Annotated in this window: 22 protein-coding genes; 9 read left to right on the top strand and 13 right to left on the bottom strand. The window is 35.0% G+C overall.

What is annotated here, in order from left to right:
• The first annotated feature begins 23 nt into the window (after positions 1-23).
• Complete coding sequence (locus Q1V95_RS13815) at positions 24-653, top strand: NAD(P)H-dependent oxidoreductase (RefSeq protein WP_300675121.1); 630 nt, start codon at positions 24-26, stop codon at positions 651-653.
• Between the two features lie 51 nt (positions 654-704).
• On the opposite strand, the gene Q1V95_RS13810 is transcribed toward Q1V95_RS13815, so the two are convergent.
• The 7 genes from Q1V95_RS13810 to Q1V95_RS13780 all read right to left on the bottom strand — a co-directional run bounded on the left by Q1V95_RS13810 (position 705) and on the right by Q1V95_RS13780 (position 7856).
• A complete protein-coding gene (locus tag Q1V95_RS13810) occupies positions 705-1352 on the bottom strand; it encodes a hypothetical protein (RefSeq protein ID WP_300675119.1) in 648 nt (215 codons plus the stop codon).
• A 164-nt stretch (positions 1353-1516) separates the two neighbouring features.
• A complete protein-coding gene (locus Q1V95_RS13805; RefSeq protein WP_300675117.1) occupies positions 1517-2281 on the bottom strand; it encodes an SDR family oxidoreductase in 765 nt (254 codons plus the stop codon).
• A 91-nt stretch (positions 2282-2372) separates the two neighbouring features.
• Complete coding sequence (locus Q1V95_RS13800; RefSeq protein WP_300675115.1) at positions 2373-3305, bottom strand: AraC family transcriptional regulator; 933 nt, start codon at positions 3303-3305, stop codon at positions 2373-2375.
• Between the two features lie 57 nt (positions 3306-3362).
• Complete coding sequence (locus Q1V95_RS13795) at positions 3363-4250, bottom strand: alpha/beta hydrolase (protein ID WP_300675113.1); 888 nt, start codon at positions 4248-4250, stop codon at positions 3363-3365.
• 259 nt (positions 4251-4509) lie between these two features.
• A complete protein-coding gene (locus Q1V95_RS13790) occupies positions 4510-5259 on the bottom strand; it encodes a succinate dehydrogenase/fumarate reductase iron-sulfur subunit (protein WP_300675111.1) in 750 nt (249 codons plus the stop codon).
• 12 nt (positions 5260-5271) lie between these two features.
• On the bottom strand, positions 5272-7188 hold the full coding sequence (locus tag Q1V95_RS13785) for a fumarate reductase/succinate dehydrogenase flavoprotein subunit (RefSeq protein WP_300675109.1): 1917 nt from the start codon (positions 7186-7188) through the stop codon (positions 5272-5274).
• Positions 7189-7199: 11 nt separating this feature from the next.
• A complete protein-coding gene (locus Q1V95_RS13780) occupies positions 7200-7856 on the bottom strand; it encodes a succinate dehydrogenase cytochrome b subunit (RefSeq protein WP_300675107.1) in 657 nt (218 codons plus the stop codon).
• Between the two features lie 523 nt (positions 7857-8379).
• On the opposite strand from Q1V95_RS13780, the gene Q1V95_RS13775 reads away from it, so the two are divergent.
• Positions 8380-8892: a DUF4199 domain-containing protein gene (locus tag Q1V95_RS13775; protein WP_300675105.1), complete on the top strand. Its 513-nt coding sequence runs from the start codon at positions 8380-8382 to the stop codon at positions 8890-8892.
• Between the two features lie 63 nt (positions 8893-8955).
• On the top strand, positions 8956-9960 hold the full coding sequence (locus Q1V95_RS13770) for a serine hydrolase domain-containing protein (RefSeq protein ID WP_300675103.1): 1005 nt from the start codon (positions 8956-8958) through the stop codon (positions 9958-9960).
• Positions 9961-10149: 189 nt separating this feature from the next.
• On the opposite strand, the gene Q1V95_RS13765 is transcribed toward Q1V95_RS13770, so the two are convergent.
• Complete coding sequence (locus tag Q1V95_RS13765) at positions 10150-10596, bottom strand: VOC family protein (RefSeq protein WP_300675101.1); 447 nt, start codon at positions 10594-10596, stop codon at positions 10150-10152.
• A 201-nt stretch (positions 10597-10797) separates the two neighbouring features.
• On the opposite strand from Q1V95_RS13765, the gene Q1V95_RS13760 reads away from it, so the two are divergent.
• The gene (locus Q1V95_RS13760) at positions 10798-11196 is read left to right on the top strand and encodes an acyl-ACP thioesterase domain-containing protein (protein ID WP_300675099.1); all 399 of its coding nucleotides are present in this window, start codon (positions 10798-10800) and stop codon (positions 11194-11196) included.
• Positions 11197-11253: 57 nt separating this feature from the next.
• Here the strand turns inward: Q1V95_RS13760 and Q1V95_RS13755 are convergent, their stop codons facing one another.
• The 4 genes from Q1V95_RS13755 to Q1V95_RS13740 all read right to left on the bottom strand — a co-directional run bounded on the left by Q1V95_RS13755 (position 11254) and on the right by Q1V95_RS13740 (position 14662).
• A complete protein-coding gene (locus tag Q1V95_RS13755) occupies positions 11254-12264 on the bottom strand; it encodes a WYL domain-containing protein (protein ID WP_300675098.1) in 1011 nt (336 codons plus the stop codon).
• A 12-nt stretch (positions 12265-12276) separates the two neighbouring features.
• Positions 12277-12759 carry a hypothetical protein gene (locus tag Q1V95_RS13750; RefSeq protein ID WP_300675096.1) on the bottom strand — a complete coding sequence of 161 codons (483 nt, stop codon included), beginning with the start codon at positions 12757-12759 and terminating at the stop codon, positions 12277-12279.
• Between the two features lie 233 nt (positions 12760-12992).
• A complete protein-coding gene (locus Q1V95_RS13745) occupies positions 12993-13427 on the bottom strand; it encodes a cold shock domain-containing protein (protein ID WP_300675094.1) in 435 nt (144 codons plus the stop codon).
• Positions 13428-13828: 401 nt separating this feature from the next.
• Entirely contained in the window at positions 13829-14662 is an 834-nt protein-coding gene (locus tag Q1V95_RS13740; RefSeq protein WP_300675092.1) for a YXWGXW repeat-containing protein, read from the bottom strand.
• A 439-nt stretch (positions 14663-15101) separates the two neighbouring features.
• Between Q1V95_RS13740 and Q1V95_RS13735 the strand changes: the two genes are divergently transcribed.
• From Q1V95_RS13735 to Q1V95_RS13720, 4 genes are all read left to right on the top strand, one after another.
• Positions 15102-16481, top strand: a complete 1380-nt coding sequence (locus Q1V95_RS13735; RefSeq protein WP_300675090.1) for an RtcB family protein — start codon at positions 15102-15104, stop codon at positions 16479-16481.
• Between the two features lie 66 nt (positions 16482-16547).
• Positions 16548-17294 carry a nucleotidyltransferase domain-containing protein gene (locus Q1V95_RS13730; protein WP_300675088.1) on the top strand — a complete coding sequence of 249 codons (747 nt, stop codon included), beginning with the start codon at positions 16548-16550 and terminating at the stop codon, positions 17292-17294.
• 190 nt (positions 17295-17484) lie between these two features.
• Positions 17485-18858: a hypothetical protein gene (locus Q1V95_RS13725; RefSeq protein ID WP_300675086.1), complete on the top strand. Its 1374-nt coding sequence runs from the start codon at positions 17485-17487 to the stop codon at positions 18856-18858.
• Complete coding sequence (locus Q1V95_RS13720; protein WP_300675084.1) at positions 18855-19922, top strand: nucleotidyltransferase domain-containing protein; 1068 nt, start codon at positions 18855-18857, stop codon at positions 19920-19922. Before Q1V95_RS13725 ends, Q1V95_RS13720 begins: the two co-directional genes overlap by 4 nt.
• 75 nt (positions 19923-19997) lie before the next feature.
• Here Q1V95_RS13720 and Q1V95_RS13715 read toward each other — a convergent pair whose 3' ends face one another.
• Entirely contained in the window at positions 19998-20783 is a 786-nt protein-coding gene (locus Q1V95_RS13715) for an AraC family transcriptional regulator (RefSeq protein ID WP_300675082.1), read from the bottom strand.
• Positions 20784-21063: 280 nt separating this feature from the next.
• Between Q1V95_RS13715 and Q1V95_RS13710 the strand changes: the two genes are divergently transcribed.
• On the top strand, positions 21064-21855 hold the full coding sequence (locus Q1V95_RS13710) for an MFS transporter (RefSeq protein WP_300675080.1): 792 nt from the start codon (positions 21064-21066) through the stop codon (positions 21853-21855).
• The last annotated feature ends 107 nt before the right edge of the window (positions 21856-21962 follow it).

Genomic DNA, 21962 nt, shown 5'->3' with positions numbered 1-21962 from the left:
ATTTGTTCAATAAATCAAAGAAAATGAACAAAGTAATAGAAAACCTAAATTGGCGAAGCGCGGTCAAAAAATACGATTCTCAAAGGAAACTAAGCGCTGAAAATTTAGAAATTTTAAAAGAAGCGATTAGATTGTCGCCAACTTCTTTTGGACTTCAATTATTCAAAGTTTTAGTAATTGAAGATCCCGAAACGAAACAGAAATTGCAAAATGCAGCTTATGGACAAGAACAAATTGGCGAATCATCTCAGCTTTTTGTATTTGCAAATTATACAAAAGTTACTGATGCACAAATTGACGAGTATTTTAACCAAATGATAAAAATGAGAAACTTGAAAATCGAAGATGTTGCAAGTTATAAGGAGGATGTTTCTCGGTTTGTAAAAGGTCTTGGCGACCATCTTGGAACATGGACAGCAAAGCAAACTTATCTTGCCTTGGGAATATTGCTCATTACTGCGGCGGAATTACAAATTGATGCTTCGCCGATGGAAGGCTTTAATGCCGAGGAATTTAATAGAATCTTGGACTTGGAAAAACACAATCTAAATACATCCGTAATTGCAGCTGTCGGATATCGGTCAGACAACGATTTCTATAGCAAAATGCCAAAAATTAGAAAATCAAAAGAGGAGATTTTTCTTACAATTTAACAAAAGTAAAAGCCGTTCTGTTGAGCGGCTTTTGTTGTATTAAAATGCAAATTATTTCTTCTTAATCATACGCTTTGCAACCGACTCATAATCCAATAAATCAACATTATTTTCGTCATAGAAAAGTTCCCATTTAAAGTTTGGAATAAGAATTTTAGTAGTCGGCGATTCGCTCCAATCAACTTCAAATTGGTGCTTTTTTAAAACTTCAACCACCTTTTTGCCAACCGCGATGGTTACGTCATCATCTTCATTATCCACTTTCTGAAAAGCAATGTATAAACTCGAATCTTCCTTTGCAATTGCCCTTGACAAGTCTTGCTCGTGATAAAAGCAATATCCGTGAGAAACAATTCCGTTGTCGCGCAACTTTCGCTCCACGTCCACAACCTCATACTCGCCGTCGCTGGTCGTGTAACCTGCATTGTGAAGCGCAATAATATTTTGGTCACAAAGTTCGTCAAAAGCGGCTATCAAGCGGTCGGTATTGGTTGGGTTTTTCCATGTTTTGGTTTCGTTTAACCTCGATTGCCATTCGACTTCAATATGTTGAGTTGCCCAATCTTCCGAGATTTCGTTTTCGAATTCGTTGTCTTCAATTTCATCTAAAATATTGTCTTTAATCTCATCAAGCGACAAAAATCCCATTCGTACTTGGTTCTCAATCGATTCGTAAATAAAAGCTTCGTTTTCAGTCATTTTTCAGTGTTTGTAGGTTTTAATTGTTTTAAAAATAGGACTTTTTCGTAAATCAAATAGTATTTCAACACTGTTTTAAACAATTTTAACAATGATTTTACTTTTAACAAAAAACCACAGAAAATCAAATGTTCTGTGGTTTTATAATTCTATTTAAAGAAAATTTATAAATTCATTCCGCCTGAAACTTCGATGCGTTGACCTGTAACCCAACGTGCATCGTCGCTGCATAAGAAAGCAACTACGCCACCAATATCATCTGGCAAACCAACTCTTCCCAAAGCCGTAACCTGAGCAACATGGTCGTTGATTTCCTTGTTGTCACGCACTCTTCCGCCACCAAAATCCGTAGCAATCGCTCCGGGTGCAACTGTATTTGCAGTTATTCCGCGAGAACCCAATTCTTTTGCTAAGTATCGACTCAAAACTTCTACAGCGCCTTTCATGGCTGCATAAGCTGATGAACCAGGGTTAGAAAAACGAGCCAAACCAGTTGAAATATTCACGATTCTACCACCATTATTTAAAAAAGGTAAAGCTTTCTGCGTCAAGAAAAACACGCCTTTGTAATGGATATTCACTGCATTGTCGAATTGTTCTTCCGTGGTTTCTGCAAAAGGTGCATACAAAGCCGTTCCAGCATTATTGACCAAATAATTGAAATTCGGTTTTCCTGTTTTCTCGGTTAAATGATTCGTAACTTCCTTTATAAAAGCATCGAAAGATTTCACATTTCCAGCATCCAACTGAAACGCCGCGGCATTTTGTCCTAAATTTTGGATTTCGGCCACCACTTTGTCCGCTTCTTCTTTGTTGCTATTGTAGGTCAAAACCACATCCACACCTTTCTTCGCTAAACTCAAAGCCATATTTTTGCCCAAACCACGACTTCCGCCAGTTACCAAAGCAATCTTATTTTCTGTACTCATATTTTTGTTTTATTTAATGATGCAAAGTTGCAAGAAAATCGGCAATTCAATATTGCGTGAATCAATGAATGATTTGTAAAATTCAAATCATTTAGTTTCGATAAGCCAAAGGCGTTAATTGCGTATGTTTTTTGAAAAAGTTAGAAAAATGTGCCACTTCTTCAAAGCCCAAACTGTAAGCAATTTCCGAAACATTCCAATTGGTTTGTTTGAGTAAATATTTAGCTTCCTGAACAATTCGATTACCGATAACTTCGGTCGTTGTTTTGCCGATGCTTTCCTTTAAAACCTTGTTCAAATGATTGACATGAACCGATAATCTTTCCGCAAAATCCTTTGCTGTTCGAAGATTCAGTTTTTGATTGGGAGATTCAATCGGGAATTGTCGCTCCAACAACTCAATGAAAAGTGAAGTTACCCTTGCAGCCGCATTATGCGAAGAATTTTGCTCGTCTAAAGGTTGCAGTTTTTGTCCATAATGAATCAATTCCAAAACATAATTTCGGATCAAATCATATTTAAAACGATAATCGGAATGCAGCTCCTGTTGCATCTTTCGGAAGATTTGCAACACTTCTTCCGCTTTTTCATCGTCAATTTGAAATATCGGATAAGCACCCGTTTGGAAAATTGGCAAATCATCCAACACAACACCCGTTTTATTTCGAACTAAAAAATCATCGGTAAAAACACAGAAAAACCCCAACTGATGCTCATCTTGAGGCAACCAATGATACGGGATTTTAGGTGTTGCAAAAAGCAAAGCATTCTTTTTGATTTCGAAAGTTTTATCTGCATATTCCGCTAAATTATGCCCACGAATCATACTGATTTTGTAATACATCCGTTTGTTGTAGGGCATCAATTGTGTGCGACGTGTTTCATTGAAAGTTTCCGCGATATCAAAAATATTAAAATGTCCAATATCCTTGGAAATATCTGGCGGCAAAAAACTATAGATATTTTGCCCCGTTGCATTAGACATTTCCTGATAAAACTGGTTGATGCTGGTTTTCTTTTCCATGACAAAGTTTGCAAAAATCAAATGTACGCAAAACTTTCAATCAATATTTTTTTGAATTTAAATCTTTGCTAAATCTGAAATTGCATTTACAATTTTATCATTCAAAAGAAGTGGAATTTCATGTCCCATACCTTCAATTTTTAAAAGTTTTGAAGTTTTGATTCGTGTATGTAAATCCTCTGCACAAGCCAAAGGAAAAATTGGGTCTTCGGTTCCATGAATAATTAAAGTCGGTGCTTTAATTTTATCAAAACGTTCGGGATTAAAACCCGTCAAAGTCATCGCCGTAATATGTCCCAAGGTTTGTGCTGGCACTGCACGCTGATTCTCCTCGACAAGTGTTTGCCATTCTGCCTCTTCATCAAAAGGAGTCAAACTGCCTGAAATTCGTTTAGCAAACTTCAAGCGGTTTTCTCGAAAAGCTTCTTTTTCCGTTTTAAAATCTGGAACTTTCTGCATCATCATTTGCATAACATCTGGCGAAGTTTGCGGAAGTTCGGGATTTAAAGAAGTAGACATTATTATTGTTGCACTCAAAACTCTTTCCGGAAATTCAGCAGCTAAAACTTGAGCAATAATTCCGCCCATCGAGCGACCGACAATATGCGCTTTTTCTATTTTCAAGGCATCCAACAATCCGATTGCATCTTTTGCCATATCCAAAAGTGAATAGGCATTTTCAGGAATTTTTCCTTGCTGTAAAAGTTGCATTAATTGTCCAACGTCCGAAACTTTTTGCTCAATAAAAGTACTTTTCCCAGCATCGCGATTATCAAATCGAATCACGTGAAATCCTTTAGTCACCAACTTTTGACAAAAGTCTAAATTCCAACGTGTCATCTGACTTCCCAAACCAGAAATAAGTAAAATACTTTCTTTATTTTCCTCGCCAAACTGTTCGTAGCAAATCGAAATACCATCGATATTTATATATTTTGAACTCATTTTTAAATATTTTAAACTTTATAAATACTTGACTACTCAAATAAATATTTTACAAAGATAGTTTTAAAAATTAAATTTAAAGTTCAATTCAATCTATAAAACAAATAGTTAGCTTTAATTATTGTTTGACTTGTCAAGTATATTCGATTTTAAGAAAGAAAAAATAGCTCAAAACAAAATGAGGTTCTCCAAATGGAAAACCTCATTATTATTATCAAAGTATGGTTTGAATTTTTATGTCTTCGAACCTTTCTAAAGCTTATTTCTTTCTAAAGAATAAAGCTCGATTGTACTCGTAATTCATTCTGGCGATTTGAAGCACCGAGATTCCTTGTGGACATTCGACTTCGCAAGCTTCGGTGTTGGAACAATGTCCAAAATGTTCTTTGTCCATTTGTTCAACCATGTCCAAAACACGTTTGCTACGCTCTTCTTTACCTTGAGGTAATAAAACCATGTGCGAAATTTTTGCAGAAGTAAAAAGTGCGGCACTTCCGTTTTTACAAGTCGCCACACAAGCACCACAACCGATACATGCTGCTGCATCAAAAGCCTCTTCAGCGGTTTGGTGAGTTACAGCAATCGCTGTCGCATCGGGTGCTTGCCCAGTATTGATAGACACAAAACCACCAGACGAAATTATGCGATCAAAAGCAGTCCGGTCAACCTTCAAATCTCGTTTCACAGGGAAAGCTTCTGCTCGGAAAGGCTCAATAACAATGGTTTCACCGTCTTTGAAAGAACGCAAATGCAATTGGCAAGTCGTTGTATTTTCCAAAGGTCCGTGTGCTAAACCGTTAATCATCACACCGCATTGCCCGCAAATCCCTTCACGGCAGTCGTGATCGAATTCTACTGGCTCGTCACCAGCAACAATTAATTTTTCGTTGAGGATGTCTAGCATTTCCAAAAAAGACATGTGCGGATTGAGCTCTTTTAGTTTGTAATCGACCAATTTACCTTCCGTTTTCGCGTCTTTTTGTCTCCATATTTTAAGATGTAAATTCATAGTTTGTGCTTTTTATTTATAACTTCTCACCGTTGGTTGGAGTTCTTCAAAATTTAAATATTCTTTAATTAATTCGGGCTCGTTATCGTTGCTAGTCCATGCCCAAGCGGAAATAAATTTGTAATCGGCATCATTTCTCATCGCTTCGCCATCGGGCGTTTGGTATTCTTCACGGAAATGGGCGCCACAAGATTCGTTTCGGGTTAAAGCATCATAACACATTAGCTCTCCAATTTCGAAATAATCGGCAACACGACCTGCTTTTTCCAATTCGGAATTCATGCTTTCGGCTTGTCCTGTCACTTTTACGTTTTTATAAAACTCGGATTTCAGTTTTCGGATTTCCTCGATAGCGAATTTTAAACCTTTTTCATTCCTTGCAAGACCGCAGTAATCGTATAAAATTTTACCCAAAGTTTTATGATAATAATCCACAGTTTTGGTACCCTTGATGCTCATTAAAGTTTGAATCTGATTTTTCACCTGAGCCTCTGCGTCGTCAAAAGCTTTATCTTCGGTCGAAATTTTTCCAGTGTGAATTTCGTCAGCCAAATAATTGGCAATCGTGTAAGGTGCGATGAAATAGCCGTCAACACAAGCTTGCAACAGAGAATTGGCTCCCAAACGGTTGGCGCCATGATCTGCAAAATTGGCTTCACCCAAGGCAAATAATCCAGGAACGCTGGTCATTAACTCGTAATCTACCCAAAGTCCACCCATCGAAAAGTGAGCAGAAGGCGAAATCATCATCGGTTCTTTATAAGCATCGTAGCCTGTGATCTTTTGGTACATGCTAAAAAGGTTGCCATATTTTTCTTTGATTTTCTCTTTTCCTTGTTCTTTAATCGCTTTTGAGAAGTCTAGGTAAACCGCATTTTTCAATGGACCAATCCCGAAACCTGCATCAATACGTTCTTTGGCAGCACGAGAAGAAATATCTCTAGGCGCTAAATTTCCAAATGCCGGATAACGACGTTCTAGATAATAATCTCTTTCATTTTCGGGAATATCGACTGGTGCGCGTTTTTCATCTTTATTTAAAGGAACCCAAATACGGCCGTCATTTCTTAAAGATTCTGACATTAAGGTTAATTTGGATTGATAATCTCCTGACTGTGGCAAAGAAGTTGGGTGAATCTGAATCCAGCTAGGAGAAGCCATCAAAGCACCCTTTTTATGTGCTCGCCAAATTGCAGAACCGTTGCAACCCATTGCCAGCGTCGATAGATAATAGATTTTGCCATATCCGCCACTCGCCAAAATAACAGCATGAGCCGCATGTCTTTCGATTTCGCCAGTGTCCAAATTTCTGACAATGATGCCACGCGCTTTGCCGTCAATCATTACCAAATCAAGCATTTCGTGTCTTGAAAATAGCTGAACAGATTTTTTACCAACTTGTCGCATCAAAGCTTGATAAGCGCCCAAAAGCAGCTGCTGTCCCGTTTGTCCTCGTGCGTAAAATGTTCGACTTACTTGTACACCACCAAAAGAACGATTGTTAAGGTAACCACCATATTCTCTACCGAAAGGAACACCTTGCGCCACAGCTTGATCGATAAGTTCCAAAGAACATTCTGCCATGCGATAAACATTAGCTTCACGAGCACGGAAGTCGCCACCTTTTAAGGTGTCAACAAACATTCGGTACACACTGTCGCCGTCGTTTTTATAATTTTTGGCAGCATTCACACCACCTTGCGCCGCTACCGAATGTGCTCTTCTTGGACTATCTTGGAAGCAAAATGACTTTACATTGTAACCCATTTCGCCCAAAGATGCAGCAATAGAACTTCCTGCTAAACCTGTCCCAACAACGATAACATCCAATTTCTTACGGTTGGCAGGGTTCACCAATTTGGCTTTCTTTTTATAATTTTCCCACTTTTTTTCTAGTGGTCCTTCTGGAATTTTAGAATCTAAAATCATAGTTTTTCGATTTAAAGATTAGTGAAGTAAATGTAAATAGGCATCATGGCAAAACCTGCGCAAATAATAATGGAATAAGCGATACCTACAATCTTAAACCATTTTACATATTTGGGATGATACAAACCTAAAGTTCGGATAGCGCTGTAAATCCCGTGAATTAAATGGTAACACAACGCAATCATAGAAATAACATAGATAAGGACGTACCACCATTCTTTGAACACCGAAACTACCAGTATATAAAGGTCTTTGTTTCCTGCCTCGTCAATTGGTGGTGTTCCAAATTTGTACACATACCAAAAGTTTTGAAAGTGTATTACTAAAAATATCAAAACCAAAGTACCCAAAACGCCCATATTTCGTGCAGCCCATTTGCTAGCTCTTCCGCGGCGGTCATTTTGATATTTTCCGCCTGATTTGCGGTTCTTCAAAGTGATAATTAATCCATCTACAGCGTGCAGGATAATGGAAAAATAAAGCACATAAGAAACAATTTTAATAATAACATTTCCAGCTAAAAATTGCGAATACGCATTAAACTGATGGTGCGCCACATCCTCTGGTAAAAAGAGTTGAAGGTTTCCCAAAAAGTGAATCAGAAGAAAAAAGCTTAGAAAAAGTCCCGTGAGACACATCAGCATTTTTCTAGTTAAAGATGATAGCATAATTTTTATTTAAACTTAATAATAGCCTATAATTTTCATTATTAATGTACACCAATCTAATAAGAATTCATATTTTTCGGACAAGACATAAATCAGATTTGCCAAAAAAGTAAGGCATTATATCCATAGAAAATTGGGAATCTTTCTAATCCGAAACTACCCACTTAAAAAAAAATAACCGTTAGTTAAGCTCAATCAACATGAGCCTCACAAAAATATCAACACTTATTGTTTTGCAATAACTTACAATTGTCACTTTTAAAAACAAGACAATGCAAATCACTATTAACATCAATAAGAATTAACTTAAGTAACAAACATTTTTATATTTAAATATTATCTTACAGGGTGTTAAAATTCTGGACAAAATTAGAAAAATACTTGCTCATAAAAAAAATACTTTATGTACAAACAGTTAAAGAAATAATGATTTTTCGTAAACAATTTATAATATGGATATATTGTCTAATCAAAATAAAAGTAATATTTTAGTAACTTCACAAATTACCATTGAAAAACTATAATGAAGCGAATTACTATCGAAATAAAATGGGCAATACTTTTTAGCATCATGACTTTGGTATGGTCATTTTTAGAAAAACAAGTAGGTCTTCATGATAAATATATTGATTATCAAACATATTTGACCAATCTATATGCAATTCCGGCTACATTAATGATGTTATTTGCTCTACTTGACAAAAAGAAAAATTTTTATAAAGGTCAAATGTCTTTCAAGCAAGGTGTTACTTCAGGTATTATTTTATCAGTTTTTATAGCATTTTTAGCACCTTTTGTTCAATGGGTTATTTCTTTTGTTATATCTCCAGATTTTTTTAAAAACGCCATCCAAAATTCTCTTAATCATGGTTACTATAGAACATTTAATGAAGCCAAAGCACAATATAATTTTGCCAATTATGTTCGACAAGGGACATTTGGAGCACTTGCACTAGGTGTTGTTACATCAGCTATTTTGATGATTTTCTTACAAACCAAAACCACGAAAAATCTTCGTACAGAGGAAAATTTCTAGAATTTTAATCAGATGTTTTTTAAACCAAAATTAGTTTTGTTGATAAGTTGCTTATCAATGCTCATGTTACAGGTTAAGGGACAAAAGATTTCGTCTATTTATCCTAAAATAGATTCGCTTATTCATCAGGAATCGCCTATTAAATTTAATGGCAATGTTTTGATTACAAAAGGAAATCACAATCTATACCACAAAAGTTTTGGCTATCAAAATTTTAAGACAAAAACAAAACTGCGCTTCGAAGATCGTTTTGAGGTTATGTCTATAACTAAGCAATTGACTGCTGTTATGATGATGAAAGCGGTTGAAGAAAACAAACTAAATCTAGAAGCTCCAATTTCTAGCTATATTCCAGATTTAGATTCGTCTTGGAAAGATTCCGTTAAAGTATACCAACTTCTCAACCATACACATGGAATTATTGAGACAGATCAAAAACTTGCCTTTGAACCAGGAACAAATTTTCGCTATGGGAATTTATCATTTGCACTTGCAGGAAAGATTTTGAAAAACATTTATGGAAAACCTTACGCCGAACAAGCAAAGAACTTTCTAAAATCTTTAGGTTTTAAAAACCCAGAAATCTACGATGCAAATAGCAAACAGTCACAAGTAAAAGGACATTTAATCGAAAATGGAAAAATTGAAACTATAGAAAAAAGTGGTATTCGTCCAGATTTTGCCGCCGCAGATGGATGGTTAGCATCCGCAAGCGAGCTTGGACAATGGAACCAACTACTCTATTCTGGTAAAATTCTAAAAAAGGAAAGTTTACAACATTTGCTTAATGCAAAAGCGATGTCGCAACACGATGTTTTTGGAAAAGAAAAAATGCCTTACGCATACGGAATCCGAATTGTGAATGATGGAAACATTAATTATTATGGACATACAGGATTAGGTGATGGTTTTAGCGCTTTAAATATTTATATTCCTAAATACGATTTAAGTTTGATAATCCTTGAAAATCAAATGCCTGAAAACAGTGATTATTACTATGATGTTGAAACAAAAATCAAAAATGTACTCCTAGATTTTCTAAATAAAAACCAGAATATTAAATTTTAAATTCAATTTTACGGTTAACCGTATTTTTCGAATAGAAAGTACAATTATATTTGCATCAATAAGTTCTCGAACTTGTTAACCAAACTAAATATTGTATTGTGAAAGGCTTTTACTAATGAGGTGATTGCCTTTTTTTTATTCAAAAAAAGCTGCTTTCGATCTCGAAAGCAGCTTTTAATTTAACTAAACTTAATGCTTTTGCATCTTGCTCGGATCATCATAATTCATCATCCAATTAATATTGAACTTATCGACGAACATTCCGAAATAAGCGCCCCAAAAGGTTTCTTGCAAAGGCATTGTTATCTTACCTCCTGCCGACAAAGCATTAAATAAATTATCCGCTTCTTCTTTAGAATCTGCATTAATCGCAATCGAAAAATTGTTTCCAACAGTCAGTCCTCTACCCCAGTCTGTTCCCGCATCACTTCCCATTAACACAGTTTCTTTACTGATTGGTAATGTGATGTGCATAATCTTTTCTTTATCTTCTTCGGATATTTTTTTTCCGTCCACTTCAGGCATATCGCCAAATTTTCCAACGTGAGGAAAATCTCCACCAAATGCAGATTTGTAAAAATCGAACGCCTCCTTACAGTTACCTTCAAAAGTTAAATAGATGTTAGTTGTTGCCATAATTATGTAAAAATTTCAGTTAAAAATTGTGCGAAATTCTACTTCCGAAAATTTAAAATGTAAGTAATAAATTTAAACAAACTTTCTATAAAAATCCGATAAAATTCCACTCCTAAAATATAAAATTTTCTGCTTCTACATGATGTGCGAAGATTTTTTCACACTATAATTTTTAATAAATTTGAATTAAAATATTGGAGAATGTCAGAATTAGTACATAGTAAAGAAATAAAAATTAGCAAAGAGCATTTAGATAAAAATGATCATGTTAACAATGTCCAATATGTGCATTGGGTGGAAGAAATTGCAGCTGATCATTGGGAAGTTCTAAAAAACAAGACGCAATACTCAAAAGATTATTGGGTTCTTTTTGATCATCATATTCAATACAAAAAGCAGGTTTTCCTTGGAGATAATTTAATTGTTAAAACTTTTCCGCTTTCTCCCATCGGAATTAAGCAACCAAGAAAAGTCGAGTTTTATTTAGGTGAAGAATTGGTTGTAAGTTCGGATACATTGTGGATACTTTTCGACCATGAAACTCAGAAAATTAAACGAATTGACGGAAATTGGTTAGAAGAATTGAAGATGAAAATTTAATTACTTTTCTCTTCCAAATGAATTATTATCATGTAGAAAAGAAATAATTCAGTACGCTCAATCACTTCTATTACTTTCATAATTCTGCCAACCAAGCTTCAAACTTTTTTGGATTCGTTCTTTTAGTTTATCAGGCTTTATTACGGTTATAAATTCTCCCATTCCTAAAATCATTCTTTCCAACTCGAAATTAAGCTGAACACAAATCCTAAAAGTTGTCCCTTTGTCATCTTCTTTTAGAATTGTTTGAGAATGGTGAAAAGGTTTTGTGATGACGTAAGGCGCATGTTTTTTGGAAACAAAAAAATCGACATTTCGGGGACGTTGCGTTTCCGAAACGGTTGCGCCGATTACTTCTCCAAAGTATCGATCCGCATCCAAATTATAATCGATGTAAGTGGTTTTTTCGTCTTTATTAATTTCTTGCATTCTGTCCAAAGCCAAATTGTAAAGCTTACCTTTATGAAGGCAAATCAAAAACCAACGGTTGTTGTATTCCTTCAACAATTGTGGATGAACGGTCATGTTTTGTGCTTCGCGAGCAGTGAAACTTTGATAGAGAATACTTAAAACTTGTTTATTGAGAACTGCTTGATACAAAACATCAATATATTCTAAACCTTTTAAACGCTCGTTTTTATCAAGATGAATAATTGATTTTTGTTGCGTTGCTTGTATCGAATCTTCCAGTTTCTGGATAACACCATTCATTTCTTTGAACATCGAAAAATCTTTGAACTGCTTTAGAATCTGAATAGCATCGGTCATCGCTTTCAAATCACTTTCTGTAACCGAAATATTATGAATACTGTATTCTGGGTCGCTGTAGCGATAGTATTTTCGTTCGTAAACTTCAATAGGCGCTTCATAACCAAACTTTTCACTGCGCATATTCTGCAAATCCAATTGTACAGTACGTTTGCTAACAAAGGATTCTTTGCCTTCAAACTCGAATAAAGCTTCCGAACACTCATCGATTAAATCGTCAAGCGTATACTTTTTATACTTGTTCTTCAAGCATTTATCGAGGGTTTTATACCGAATTAAAGCATTTTTGTTGGAAGACATTTGATTATAGTATTAATGGTTGAAGATGTTAAATAGTTCTTTTTGTTCTTTCGAAAGTCCCTTAAAGCTTATTTCCAAAGTCATTGACGGAAAATTCTCATCACTTAATCTGATAAAGAGATCTTGATTAGCGTAATTATGTAAAGTTCTTACTATCGGAAATTCAGCTTTAAGAAATAGTTTCTTGTATTCTATTTTGTTTCTTGTAACGACAAATATTGTTTTAAGAATTTTCCATCCAAATATCTTCTGGTAGCCACAAATAAAAAATATCCCATCGAAGATATATAGATCAGCTCTATTACAAAGGTAATTAGTATTTCTACCTCCCCAAACTAATGTTGAACATCTAACACCAATAATTTCCTTAATCTTCTGAGTTTTTGATAGTGCTTTTATGACTTCGATCGAATTTTTAAATGCTCTTGACCTTTCATGAGCAAAGTAAACACCTAATACAATTAAAACTAAAATTGTAATAAAATAAAGCTCCATTGAAAATTAGACTTAATTATTAATCATTATTCGTTTCTGTATTTAACCTAGAAAAATGCTCTCACTCAGAATAAGTTGAAGAAACTACAAAATTCAGCTTTTACTTATTACATTTAAACTTAATAAAAATACAAAAATAAAACTGCTACGCAATTTCAATGCGCAATATTTTTTTTGCACAAAAAAAAGCTTGTCTCTTTCGAAACAAGCTTAGTTATTAAGTTGAAGTAAAATTACTTCACGATTTTAATATTAACTGCTGAAAAACCTTTTGGAGATTTTTCCTTCTCATAAGTTACCTTGTGACCTTTTTTCAATTCCTCTTCAGAATTATTGATGTGGAAAAAGATATTTTCTTTCGATCCATTTTCTGTTATAAAACCGTAACCTTTATCGCTTAAGAAAGTGATAATACCTGTAATTTCGGTTTCGTCAACTTCAATCGGTGCTGCACCAAGTTGGATAGCATCTAGATCGATTTCAACTTTTTCGCGTTGGTCAGGTGGCGTGCTTGTCAATTGACCGAACTCGTCCACATACATAAACATTTCATCAAGACTTTTTCCTTTATTGTTTTCGGTCTTGCGTTCTTCACGGCGTGCTGCCTTTTCCTTTAGTTTTTGTTGTTTCTTTTTAAAGTTTTCTTTTTTTGAGAAAGAATCTGCCATAAATAATTTTAGATTTAATTTTTGGGTTGTTAATTGTTAAGCCTTTCAGGCTTTTTCTACACACTATTTTAAGTTCAATAAAAGCTGCAACAGCATTATTGACCTCTTCATTATTTAGAAACTGCAATAGTTTCTTATCCTTTAATTCTTAATTTTATATTTAAGTTGCTAGTAAAAGCAGCGAAAAAATGAAAGTAATGCGAATAATAAACCTTGAAAAGTTTATAAAAACAAGTGCTTTCTTTAATTAGGTATTCAAAGATACGACAAAAGAAATTAATAATCGATTAAAATGCATATTTTAAATTTTCAAATTCAAAATGACAAGCATATTTTTGGCAACTGAATAACAAAAAGCCTAACTAAAATACTGTCAGGCTCATTTTGATTTTTATTAAATACTATCTTCTTCCTCCACGGGGCTCTTCCATTTTTGGAGCATTATGCATGCCTCCTCCTTGCATTCTAATAACTGGTGCTGGTCTTGGCGTATTATTAATTTCTCGAGTTTCTTTTGGGATGGCAGCTTCTTGAGGACGAACTTCCATGTTTCTTGGCGGATTATTGCTAATCATTTGATTTTGTTCTCGTTGTTGGTTGTTCATTTTGGCTTGGAAGTTTGCATGCTCTTTCGCAATTGCATTTTGAGAAATTACACCTTGATTACTTTTGAATTGCATTTCACTATTGGCTTTTGCAGATTCGTTATGTATTTGTTGTGCTTGTGTTGGCGCAATGTGATTCTCATTATTTAGCATCATTTTATTTCGTTGACTTTCATCCATTTTTACACCGCCTTTTCCTGCGAAACTGGTTCTGACATTATTGTTAACGTAATTTTTGTCAATATAAGTATTGTGTATAATCGTTGTATCGATATTATTGACTGCGGTATTGTAGACAAAAGTATTGCCATTCCAACGACCACCATTGTAACCACGACCAAAATAGCCGTAGCCATAATTAATACCACCATAATAACCTACACTTCTACCCCAATATCCAGGATTCCACATGTATGCATTGTCAACGAAGCCCCAATATCCAGGAGTCCAAAGCATTCCCAAAGAAGGTGGCAATGTCCAATATCCAGGAACCCAATAATAACCTGAAGCATTATCGTAAGCCCAATAACCAGGAACCCAGATGTAACCATCACCAGGACAAACGACTTGATTGTACATCGGAATTTCGGGAGGCGCAAAGTTTACAGAAACTTGTAATTGTGCGCTCATTTTTAAACTAATAGTCATTGTTAAAATTAATGACAAGCAGAAAGTTAATACTCTTGTTCTCATGACTTTAAAAATTAAATGTTTGTAATCCTTTCTTTAACAATTGCCATATTTCAAATGCAAGACCAATTTTTGAATTATAAACAAGAATTAACGCATATTAAAAAAAACTGAAAATCAAGTTTATAAAAGCTTTTTTCAAAAAAAATCAAAAAAGATTTTACTACGCAAAAAGATTGCGCAATTGGGTTTTTACTTTGCATCATCAAATTAACAGGAAAGTTATAAACGTCGAATTGCTGCAGCCCGACTTGAGCGGAAATCCTTTTGTGAGGAACGAACAAAAGATTGGGAGCGGAAGGCATAAATGAGAAAAAAGCGAAGGCTTTTATCGAAGTTTACGAACGAAGTTCAAGCTGCCCAAAAAAAATTAGAAAAGATGAAAATTACAGGAAACGAATTAATTGCTTTAGGATATCAACCAAAAAAATGGTTTGCCGAAGCTTTGGAATATATCAACGAAAACGACTTGTCACAAGCGGAAATGGAAGCTTATTTGGAGCAATTCCGTGCGCCAAACCCAATTCCGTTAAAGGAAAAAGCGGAGGATTTTGTCATTAACATTAAAGCGGAAAACGAAGCCGAGGAAGATAATGTGCAAAAAGTAATCAGAACAATGGAGGTTTTGATGAAGACGCCGACTTTGGTTTCAGGAGCGTTGATGCCGGATGCTTGTCCGACTGGTCCTGAAGGGCAAATCCCTGTAGGAGGCGTGGTGGTAGCGAAAAATGCGATTCATCCAGGATTTCACTCGGCGGATATTTGTTGTTCGGTGATGTTGACAGATTTCGGGAAAGTGGACCCAAAAGTGGTTTTGGACGAAGCGCATTCGATTACGCATTTTGGTTACGGAGGTCGTGCTCGAGGTGAACAAATGCCGATGAGTGTTGAATTGATGGACGCTTTTAGAGAAAATATGTTCTTAAACGACGAGCGATTAATTAGCATTGCGCGTTCGCATATGGGAACTCAGGGCGATGGAAATCACTTCTTGTTTGTTGGGATTTCTAAAAATACGGGTAACACAATGATGGTGACGCATCACGGTTCTCGTGCGCCTGGAGCGGCTTTGTATGACAAAGGAATGAAGGTTGCGAACCGTTTCCGTCAGGAGATTTCGCCTGATACTTTGAAGGAAAACGCTTGGATTCCTTTTGAAACCGAGGAAGGTGAAGCCTATTGGGAGGCTTTGCAATTGATCAGAAAATGGACGAAGGAAAACCATGAAGCCATTCATAATGCGACTTTGGAGAAGTTGAACATAGAAAAATTAGATAGATATTGGAATGAACATAATTTCGTATTCAGAGACGGAGATTTATTCTACCATGCGAAAGGAGCAACGCCGCTGGACGACAAATTTTTGCCGGATATTACAGGTCCACGATTGATTCCTCTGAATATGGCGGAACCTGTATTGATTGTAAGTGGTGCTACAAACGACAGAAATTTAGGTTTTGCTCCTCATGGCGCGGGAAGAAATTTCAGCAGAAGTCAGCATAAAAGAAGCTTGGCTCACAAAACGACTGAAGAGATTTTCGCGGAAGAAACGGTTGGTTTGGATGTGAGATTTTTCACGAATGATATCGATATTTCTGAATTGCCGAGTGCGTATAAAAATGCTCAAAATGTGCGCGCTCAAATTGAAGAGTACAATTTGTGCGAAATCATCGACGAAGTACTTCCTTACGGTTGTATCATGGCTGGTGACGTGCAGAAAAACGCACCTTGGAAGAAAAAGAAGAAGTTTAGGAAGTAGTGTTGGATGCGGGAAGATGGGCGTTAAACCTTGAACTTGAGACTTTAAACGTAAAACATTACAAAAATGGAAACAAAAATAAAAGATAAATTAAGAACTCTTGAAAGAGAGAAAAATATAGAAATCCTTTTGGCGATAGAGTCTGGAAGTCGGTCTTGGGGATTTGCTTCGCCCGACAGCGATTACGATATCCGCTTTATATACAAGCATCCGACGGATTGGTATCTGTCGCCGTGGGAGAAAAAAGACACAATAGAATTCATGACCGAAGATGATTTGGACGGTTCTGGATGGGATTTCAGAAAGACCATATTGCTGTTAGCAAAATCAAATGTTCCGCTTTTGGAGCATTTGTATTCGCACCTTTTTTATATGAAAAATGATGATTTTCTCGAAAAAATGTGCGACTTGGCGAAAGATGCTTTTTCACCAATTGCGGTATCATTTCATTATTTGGGAATCGCCAAAAAGTATTTGGAAAGCTGCAAAACGGATGAAGTAAAACTAAAAGATTATTTCTACTGTTTAAGAACGACTTTAGCCACAAAATGGGTGGTTGAAAAAGGAAGTTTTCCACCAGTAATCTTTCACGAAATGTTGGATTTGTTGCCAAATTTAGAACGCGAAAAAGTGGAATATTTGTTAGGCATAAAATCTAAAAATGGTGAAAAATATCACCACCCAAAAGATGAAGAGCTCACAAATTATTTAGTCTCTGAACTCTCTTTTCTAAACGACAAAATAAAAGAACTCCCCTCAGGGAATTTTGACAAATCGAAAGCGGAAAAAGTGTTTTTGGAGTTGGTGAAATAAATAAGCAGATTACGGGTTTCCGTAATCTGTTTTTGGTGGAAAATTATTAATATATTTAAAAGAAAAATAAATGGAAAACTTCGATTCATTAAAACATATTTTACATTATCCAGATCGTTCTACGTTGGTAAGAGTCTCATTTCACGATTGCATTATTAATGAAAAAGATATATAATGGATCAATGAATATATGCACAAAGTTTACAAAGATGATAATAGAAAGATATTTGAATTTAAAAATGTTTTTTTCAAACAGTATTCCGAAATCCTTAATATTGGAAACCAAGTTCATGTAGAAATAATAAATTGCAGATCATATGAGCAGACACCAATTCTATTTAATGGAAGCTTTAGTTTACTACAAATTAGAGGTAGCAAACTAGCACAAATAGGATTTTCTGGAAATATTACATCGATTGATATCGTTGAAAGTGAAATTGGAGTAATAAGTTTTTCAACTAAGGAAACTGAGTTAATTAATAACATTAGAATTTTGCATCCTGATTCAAGCAAAGGTTGTAATATCAATTTTAATAATGTTACAATTGATAACTTTCAGTTAATTTTAATTGAAACGAAAAAAGTAGTAAATCATGTATCATTAATTACTTTTGGCTACATTAATTTCATAGATTGTCGAGATTTTATTATAAAATCAGAACATAATAAAAAACCAAATTGCTTAGTCCGTGATTTCTTTATTTCAGATAAAGAATATTCCGATAGACAAAGAGGGAAAATTGATTTTCGGATAAACAAAATTGTGCTTTCAGATTTGAATTTCAATAGATTTAAAATGGTTGGAGATATCAATTCTACAATACTAATTAAGAATATAAAGGTTCAAAATTTTGAGTTAAATGAATTGGTATCAATTAAAAAATTGGTTTGCAATAATTTATCAAGTTATCCTATTGAAACTGAAAAATCAAGTTTAAAGATTAAATATAGCAACCTAAGCAATATTATTTTTTCAGAATCAAATTTTGATGCATTTGATGACTTTATTTTCGAAGACAATTATATTAATACAATAACATTTGACAGTTGCACAATGCCATCAAATGAAAAAATAATTAAAAACAATAATTCATTAAGCATAGCACGAAATTTCAAAAACATCTTCAAAAAACAAGAAGATAAACACTTGTTTTTGCAGTATTTATCTTTAGAAAACAACCTTCAACTACAAAAATCAAAATTAAATTGGAAAGATAAAACTATATTATACTCTTCTAAATTTTCGAATAACTTCGGTATAAATCCTTTAAGAGGTGTTTTATTTACAATGTCGTTTAGTGTCCTTTTTTTCACATTGTCAATTCTATCCACTAATTTATTTGAAATAGGATTATATGAAAATTTTGATGAATTTAAAGATGCCTTTTCAAATTCATCAAGTTATTTTTGGCAGTTCATTCTGCCAACACATAGATTTGATTATTTAGGTACTAAGGACATATATTATTCAAGTGGGTTTTACTTTTGGGATTTTATTGGAAGAATTTTTGTTGGATTTGGAATTTATCAAACTATTGCAGCATTTAGAAAATATTCATCATGACCATCCACGACTTAAAACATAAAAACCTCCTACTTTTCGAAGCCATATCTGGAAGCAAAGCTTTCGGATTGGCGACGGAGAAGTCGGATACGGACATTCGAGGGGTTTATTATTTGCCGAAGGAAGATTTCTTTGGACTGGATTATATTCCGCAGGTTGCGAACGAAACCAACGACGAAGTTTACTATGAATTGGGAAGATTTGTAGAACTATTGTTGAAGAATAATCCCAATATTTTGGAAGTTTTGGCAACGCCCGAAGATTGCATTTTGTACAAACATCCAGTTTTTGATAATTTGAAAATGGATGATTTTCTGTCAAAACTTTGCAAAGAAACTTTTGGTGGTTATGCGATGGCTCAAATCCAGAAAGCAAGAGGTTTGAAAAAGAAAATCGTCAATCCAATGGACGAAAAACGAAAAGATGTTTTGGATTTCTGTACGGTTTTCGAAAATGCAGATTCTGTTTCTTTAAAAGATTGGCTGAATGAAAAATTATTTTTGCAAGAACATTGCGGTTTGGCCAAATTACCGAGTTCTAAAGGAATGTTTGCTTTGTTTTATGATGTTGAAGGCGATAAAAACTACCGCGGAATTTTTAAAAACGAAGATTCTAACGAACTTAGCTTGTCTTCGATTCCGAAAAATGAAAAAGTGGAAGCTTATTTGTTTTTCAATCAAGATGCGTATTCGGTTTACTGCAAAGAGTATAAGGAATATTGGAAATGGGTGAACGAGCGAAATGAAGACCGTTACGACACCAACCAAAAGCACGGCAAAAATTACGATAGCAAAAACATGATGCACACGATTAGGCTTTTGCAGTCCGCTTTGCAAATTTTGGAAACTGGAAAACTCAATATTCGGGTAGAAAATCGCGAAGAATTATTATCGATAAAAAACGGTGATAAAGAATATGACGAACTTTTGAACTACGCCAAAACCTTGATGGACAAATTAAATTCGGCTTCAGAAAATTCAAAATTACCAGATTTTCCAGACAAGAAAAAAGTTGATTCTATTTTGGTGAAAATGCGCTCGGAATTGTATAAATCGACTTATTAATTTAGGTCGATTTTTTATTTAAAATTGATTTGATTAAAATAATTAAACTTGAAACTTTAGACATTAAACGCTAAACTACCTCTTCCCACTTGGCTTCATTTTCATAATCGAAAAATAGGAATTGCTAAATGCGGAAAGACTCTTGTAGCCGACTTTGTACGCGATTTCACTTAGTGTGAAACGTTTGGTATCGATAAGTTCTATACTTTTTATAATTCGGATGAGCTGAATATATTTTTGCAATGTTATGCCCGTTTCTTGCTTGAAAATTCTTTGCAAGTTGCGGGCTGACATTTTTGCAATTTCGCCCAAATCATCTGCGCTGACGTTGTATTGATAATTTGCGTTGATGTAATGACAAACGGGAATCAGTCGAGAATCCGTTGGTACAGGAACTTGCAAGCCAAAAGCGTCGTTGCAAAAGTTAGGCAAACTCCCCAACAAAGCTTTTAGGAAAAGATGTTGCTCGGGATTTTCGATGGTCGCTTTGTTCCATTTTGAGGCATAAAACATCATTTCCCGCAAAACAGCAGGCGCTTCGAAAACGTGAACTTCATTATAAAAATCCTTTTTAGGAGCCGACTTAAATAAAATCAACATCGGATTAACCGCCGTCGCATCGGAGGTTGTCCGATGTTTTTTGTTGGCAGGAATCCAAATCACATTATTCTGCGGAACTAAATAGATTTTCTGCTCGATATGAAAATACTGATAACCTTCCTCAACATAATTTAGCTGATAATAATCGTGCGAATCTTCGTTGTCATCGTGCTTCCAATCGCTTTCGTACCAAACGTAAGAATTGATTTCTAAATGTTCGACATGTTGTCCGCGGTCTTCTTTTGTGTCTTTAAAACTCATTTTGTCGTTTTAAATATAATTAATGGCAAATTTAATACAAACGACATTATTAATTTTGCAAAAGAAATTTATAATGCAAGAAAGCAGTTTTTTGATTTACCAAGGATAAGATATAAATGTACGAGACCTTGTCATTGGCTACGCCGAATCTTCGATTTCCAACGAAGGAGGAATCTAATTAAGAATAGATTCTTCATTCCGCTTCGCTACATTCAGAATGACAAAATGCTGATAATATTAAATTTAAAACTTGCGTCTTTGCGTTAAAAAAATAAAAAATATGAATAAAGAAAATACCAATAAAAATCTCGCTTGGCTCGGTGTCTTGGTCGTGATTTTGGTTTCCAGCAATCTGCGTTCGCCAATTACGGCGGTAAGTCCGATTTTGGACGAAATAAAAAATGTTTTTCATCTCGATAATTTAGAGGCGAGTTTGCTCACGTCCATTCCGCTTTTTGTGTTTGCAACGTGCTCCATTTTGGTGAGTAGAGCAGCCGCGAAAATCAATATTCGTACAGGTTTGTTGATTTCGCTTATCATTTTAATTGTCGGACTTTACATCAGAATTTACGGAAATGTGGCATCGCTTTTTGTAGGTTCACTAATCCTTGGATTGGGAATTTGCATCGGAAATGTCCTAACTCCCGCCTACATCAAAAATATTTTCCCCAACAAAATCGGAATTATGACAGGCGTTTTTTCCGTGGCAATGAGTTTGGTTGCTGCTTTAGCATCTGGTTTGAGTATCGACCTTGGTAAATGGACAGGAATGGAATGGAAAGGTTCGTTGGGAATCTGGGTTATTGGCGGAATCCTTGCGTTAATCGTAGTTTCGGCGGAATTAATTACTGGTAAAAAAACAACTCAAACTGCGACAAGTGCGATTGCTATGACAAAATTTAATATTTTTAAATCCAAACAAGCTTGGAGCATTAGTATTTTTATGGGACTTCAATCTTTGGTGTATTATTGCCTTGTTGCTTTGCTACCAACGGTTCTCGTAGATTTTGGAATGCTAAAATCCGAACAGGCTGGGTGCTTTTTGTCCTTCAAATGGCGATGTTGCCTGTAATGCTTTTTAGTCCAGTTTTGGCAACAAAAATGAAAAATCAAAAAAGTTTAATTTACTTAACTGGCGGACTTTTCCTTATCGGTTTGTTGATGCTCACCATCCTAAAA

It is taken from the genome of Soonwooa sp. (genome assembly GCF_030151385.1).
In the GTDB taxonomy this organism is placed as follows: Bacteria; Bacteroidota; Bacteroidia; order Flavobacteriales; family Weeksellaceae; genus Soonwooa.
This window is presented reverse-complemented; position numbering and strand designations above follow the sequence as displayed.

What these genes read in the sequence shown, in the direction of transcription:
- Q1V95_RS13750 (WP_300675096.1), bottom strand. Translation starts at nt 12,759, where the DNA reads ATGGAGCTTTATTTTATTACAATTTTAGTTTTAATTGTATTAGGTGTT.
- Q1V95_RS13790 (WP_300675111.1), bottom strand. Translation starts at nt 5,259, where the DNA reads ATGAATTTACATCTTAAAATATGGAGACAAAAAGACGCGAAAACGGAA.
- Q1V95_RS13775 (WP_300675105.1), top strand. Translation starts at nt 8,380, where the DNA reads ATGAAGCGAATTACTATCGAAATAAAATGGGCAATACTTTTTAGCATC.
- Q1V95_RS13770 (WP_300675103.1), top strand. Translation starts at nt 8,956, where the DNA reads ATGTTACAGGTTAAGGGACAAAAGATTTCGTCTATTTATCCTAAAATA.
- Q1V95_RS13745 (WP_300675094.1), bottom strand. Translation starts at nt 13,427, where the DNA reads ATGGCAGATTCTTTCTCAAAAAAAGAAAACTTTAAAAAGAAACAACAA.
- Q1V95_RS13765 (WP_300675101.1), bottom strand. Translation starts at nt 10,596, where the DNA reads ATGGCAACAACTAACATCTATTTAACTTTTGAAGGTAACTGTAAGGAG.
- Q1V95_RS13810 (WP_300675119.1), bottom strand. Translation starts at nt 1,352, where the DNA reads ATGACTGAAAACGAAGCTTTTATTTACGAATCGATTGAGAACCAAGTA.
- Q1V95_RS13805 (WP_300675117.1), bottom strand. Translation starts at nt 2,281, where the DNA reads ATGAGTACAGAAAATAAGATTGCTTTGGTAACTGGCGGAAGTCGTGGT.
- Q1V95_RS13795 (WP_300675113.1), bottom strand. Translation starts at nt 4,250, where the DNA reads ATGAGTTCAAAATATATAAATATCGATGGTATTTCGATTTGCTACGAA.
- Q1V95_RS13780 (WP_300675107.1), bottom strand. Translation starts at nt 7,856, where the DNA reads ATGCTATCATCTTTAACTAGAAAAATGCTGATGTGTCTCACGGGACTT.
- Q1V95_RS13715 (WP_300675082.1), bottom strand. Translation starts at nt 20,783, where the DNA reads ATGAGTTTTAAAGACACAAAAGAAGACCGCGGACAACATGTCGAACAT.
- Q1V95_RS13785 (WP_300675109.1), bottom strand. Translation starts at nt 7,188, where the DNA reads ATGATTTTAGATTCTAAAATTCCAGAAGGACCACTAGAAAAAAAGTGG.
- Q1V95_RS13720 (WP_300675084.1), top strand. Translation starts at nt 18,855, where the DNA reads ATGACCATCCACGACTTAAAACATAAAAACCTCCTACTTTTCGAAGCC.
- Q1V95_RS13740 (WP_300675092.1), bottom strand. Translation starts at nt 14,662, where the DNA reads ATGAGCGCACAATTACAAGTTTCTGTAAACTTTGCGCCTCCCGAAATT.
- Q1V95_RS13730 (WP_300675088.1), top strand. Translation starts at nt 16,548, where the DNA reads ATGGAAACAAAAATAAAAGATAAATTAAGAACTCTTGAAAGAGAGAAA.
- Q1V95_RS13710 (WP_300675080.1), top strand. Translation starts at nt 21,064, where the DNA reads ATGAATAAAGAAAATACCAATAAAAATCTCGCTTGGCTCGGTGTCTTG.
- Q1V95_RS13760 (WP_300675099.1), top strand. Translation starts at nt 10,798, where the DNA reads ATGTCAGAATTAGTACATAGTAAAGAAATAAAAATTAGCAAAGAGCAT.
- Q1V95_RS13815 (WP_300675121.1), top strand. Translation starts at nt 24, where the DNA reads ATGAACAAAGTAATAGAAAACCTAAATTGGCGAAGCGCGGTCAAAAAA.
- Q1V95_RS13735 (WP_300675090.1), top strand. Translation starts at nt 15,102, where the DNA reads ATGAAAATTACAGGAAACGAATTAATTGCTTTAGGATATCAACCAAAA.
- Q1V95_RS13800 (WP_300675115.1), bottom strand. Translation starts at nt 3,305, where the DNA reads ATGGAAAAGAAAACCAGCATCAACCAGTTTTATCAGGAAATGTCTAAT.
- Q1V95_RS13755 (WP_300675098.1), bottom strand. Translation starts at nt 12,264, where the DNA reads ATGTCTTCCAACAAAAATGCTTTAATTCGGTATAAAACCCTCGATAAA.
- Q1V95_RS13725 (WP_300675086.1), top strand. Translation starts at nt 17,485, where the DNA reads ATGCACAAAGTTTACAAAGATGATAATAGAAAGATATTTGAATTTAAA.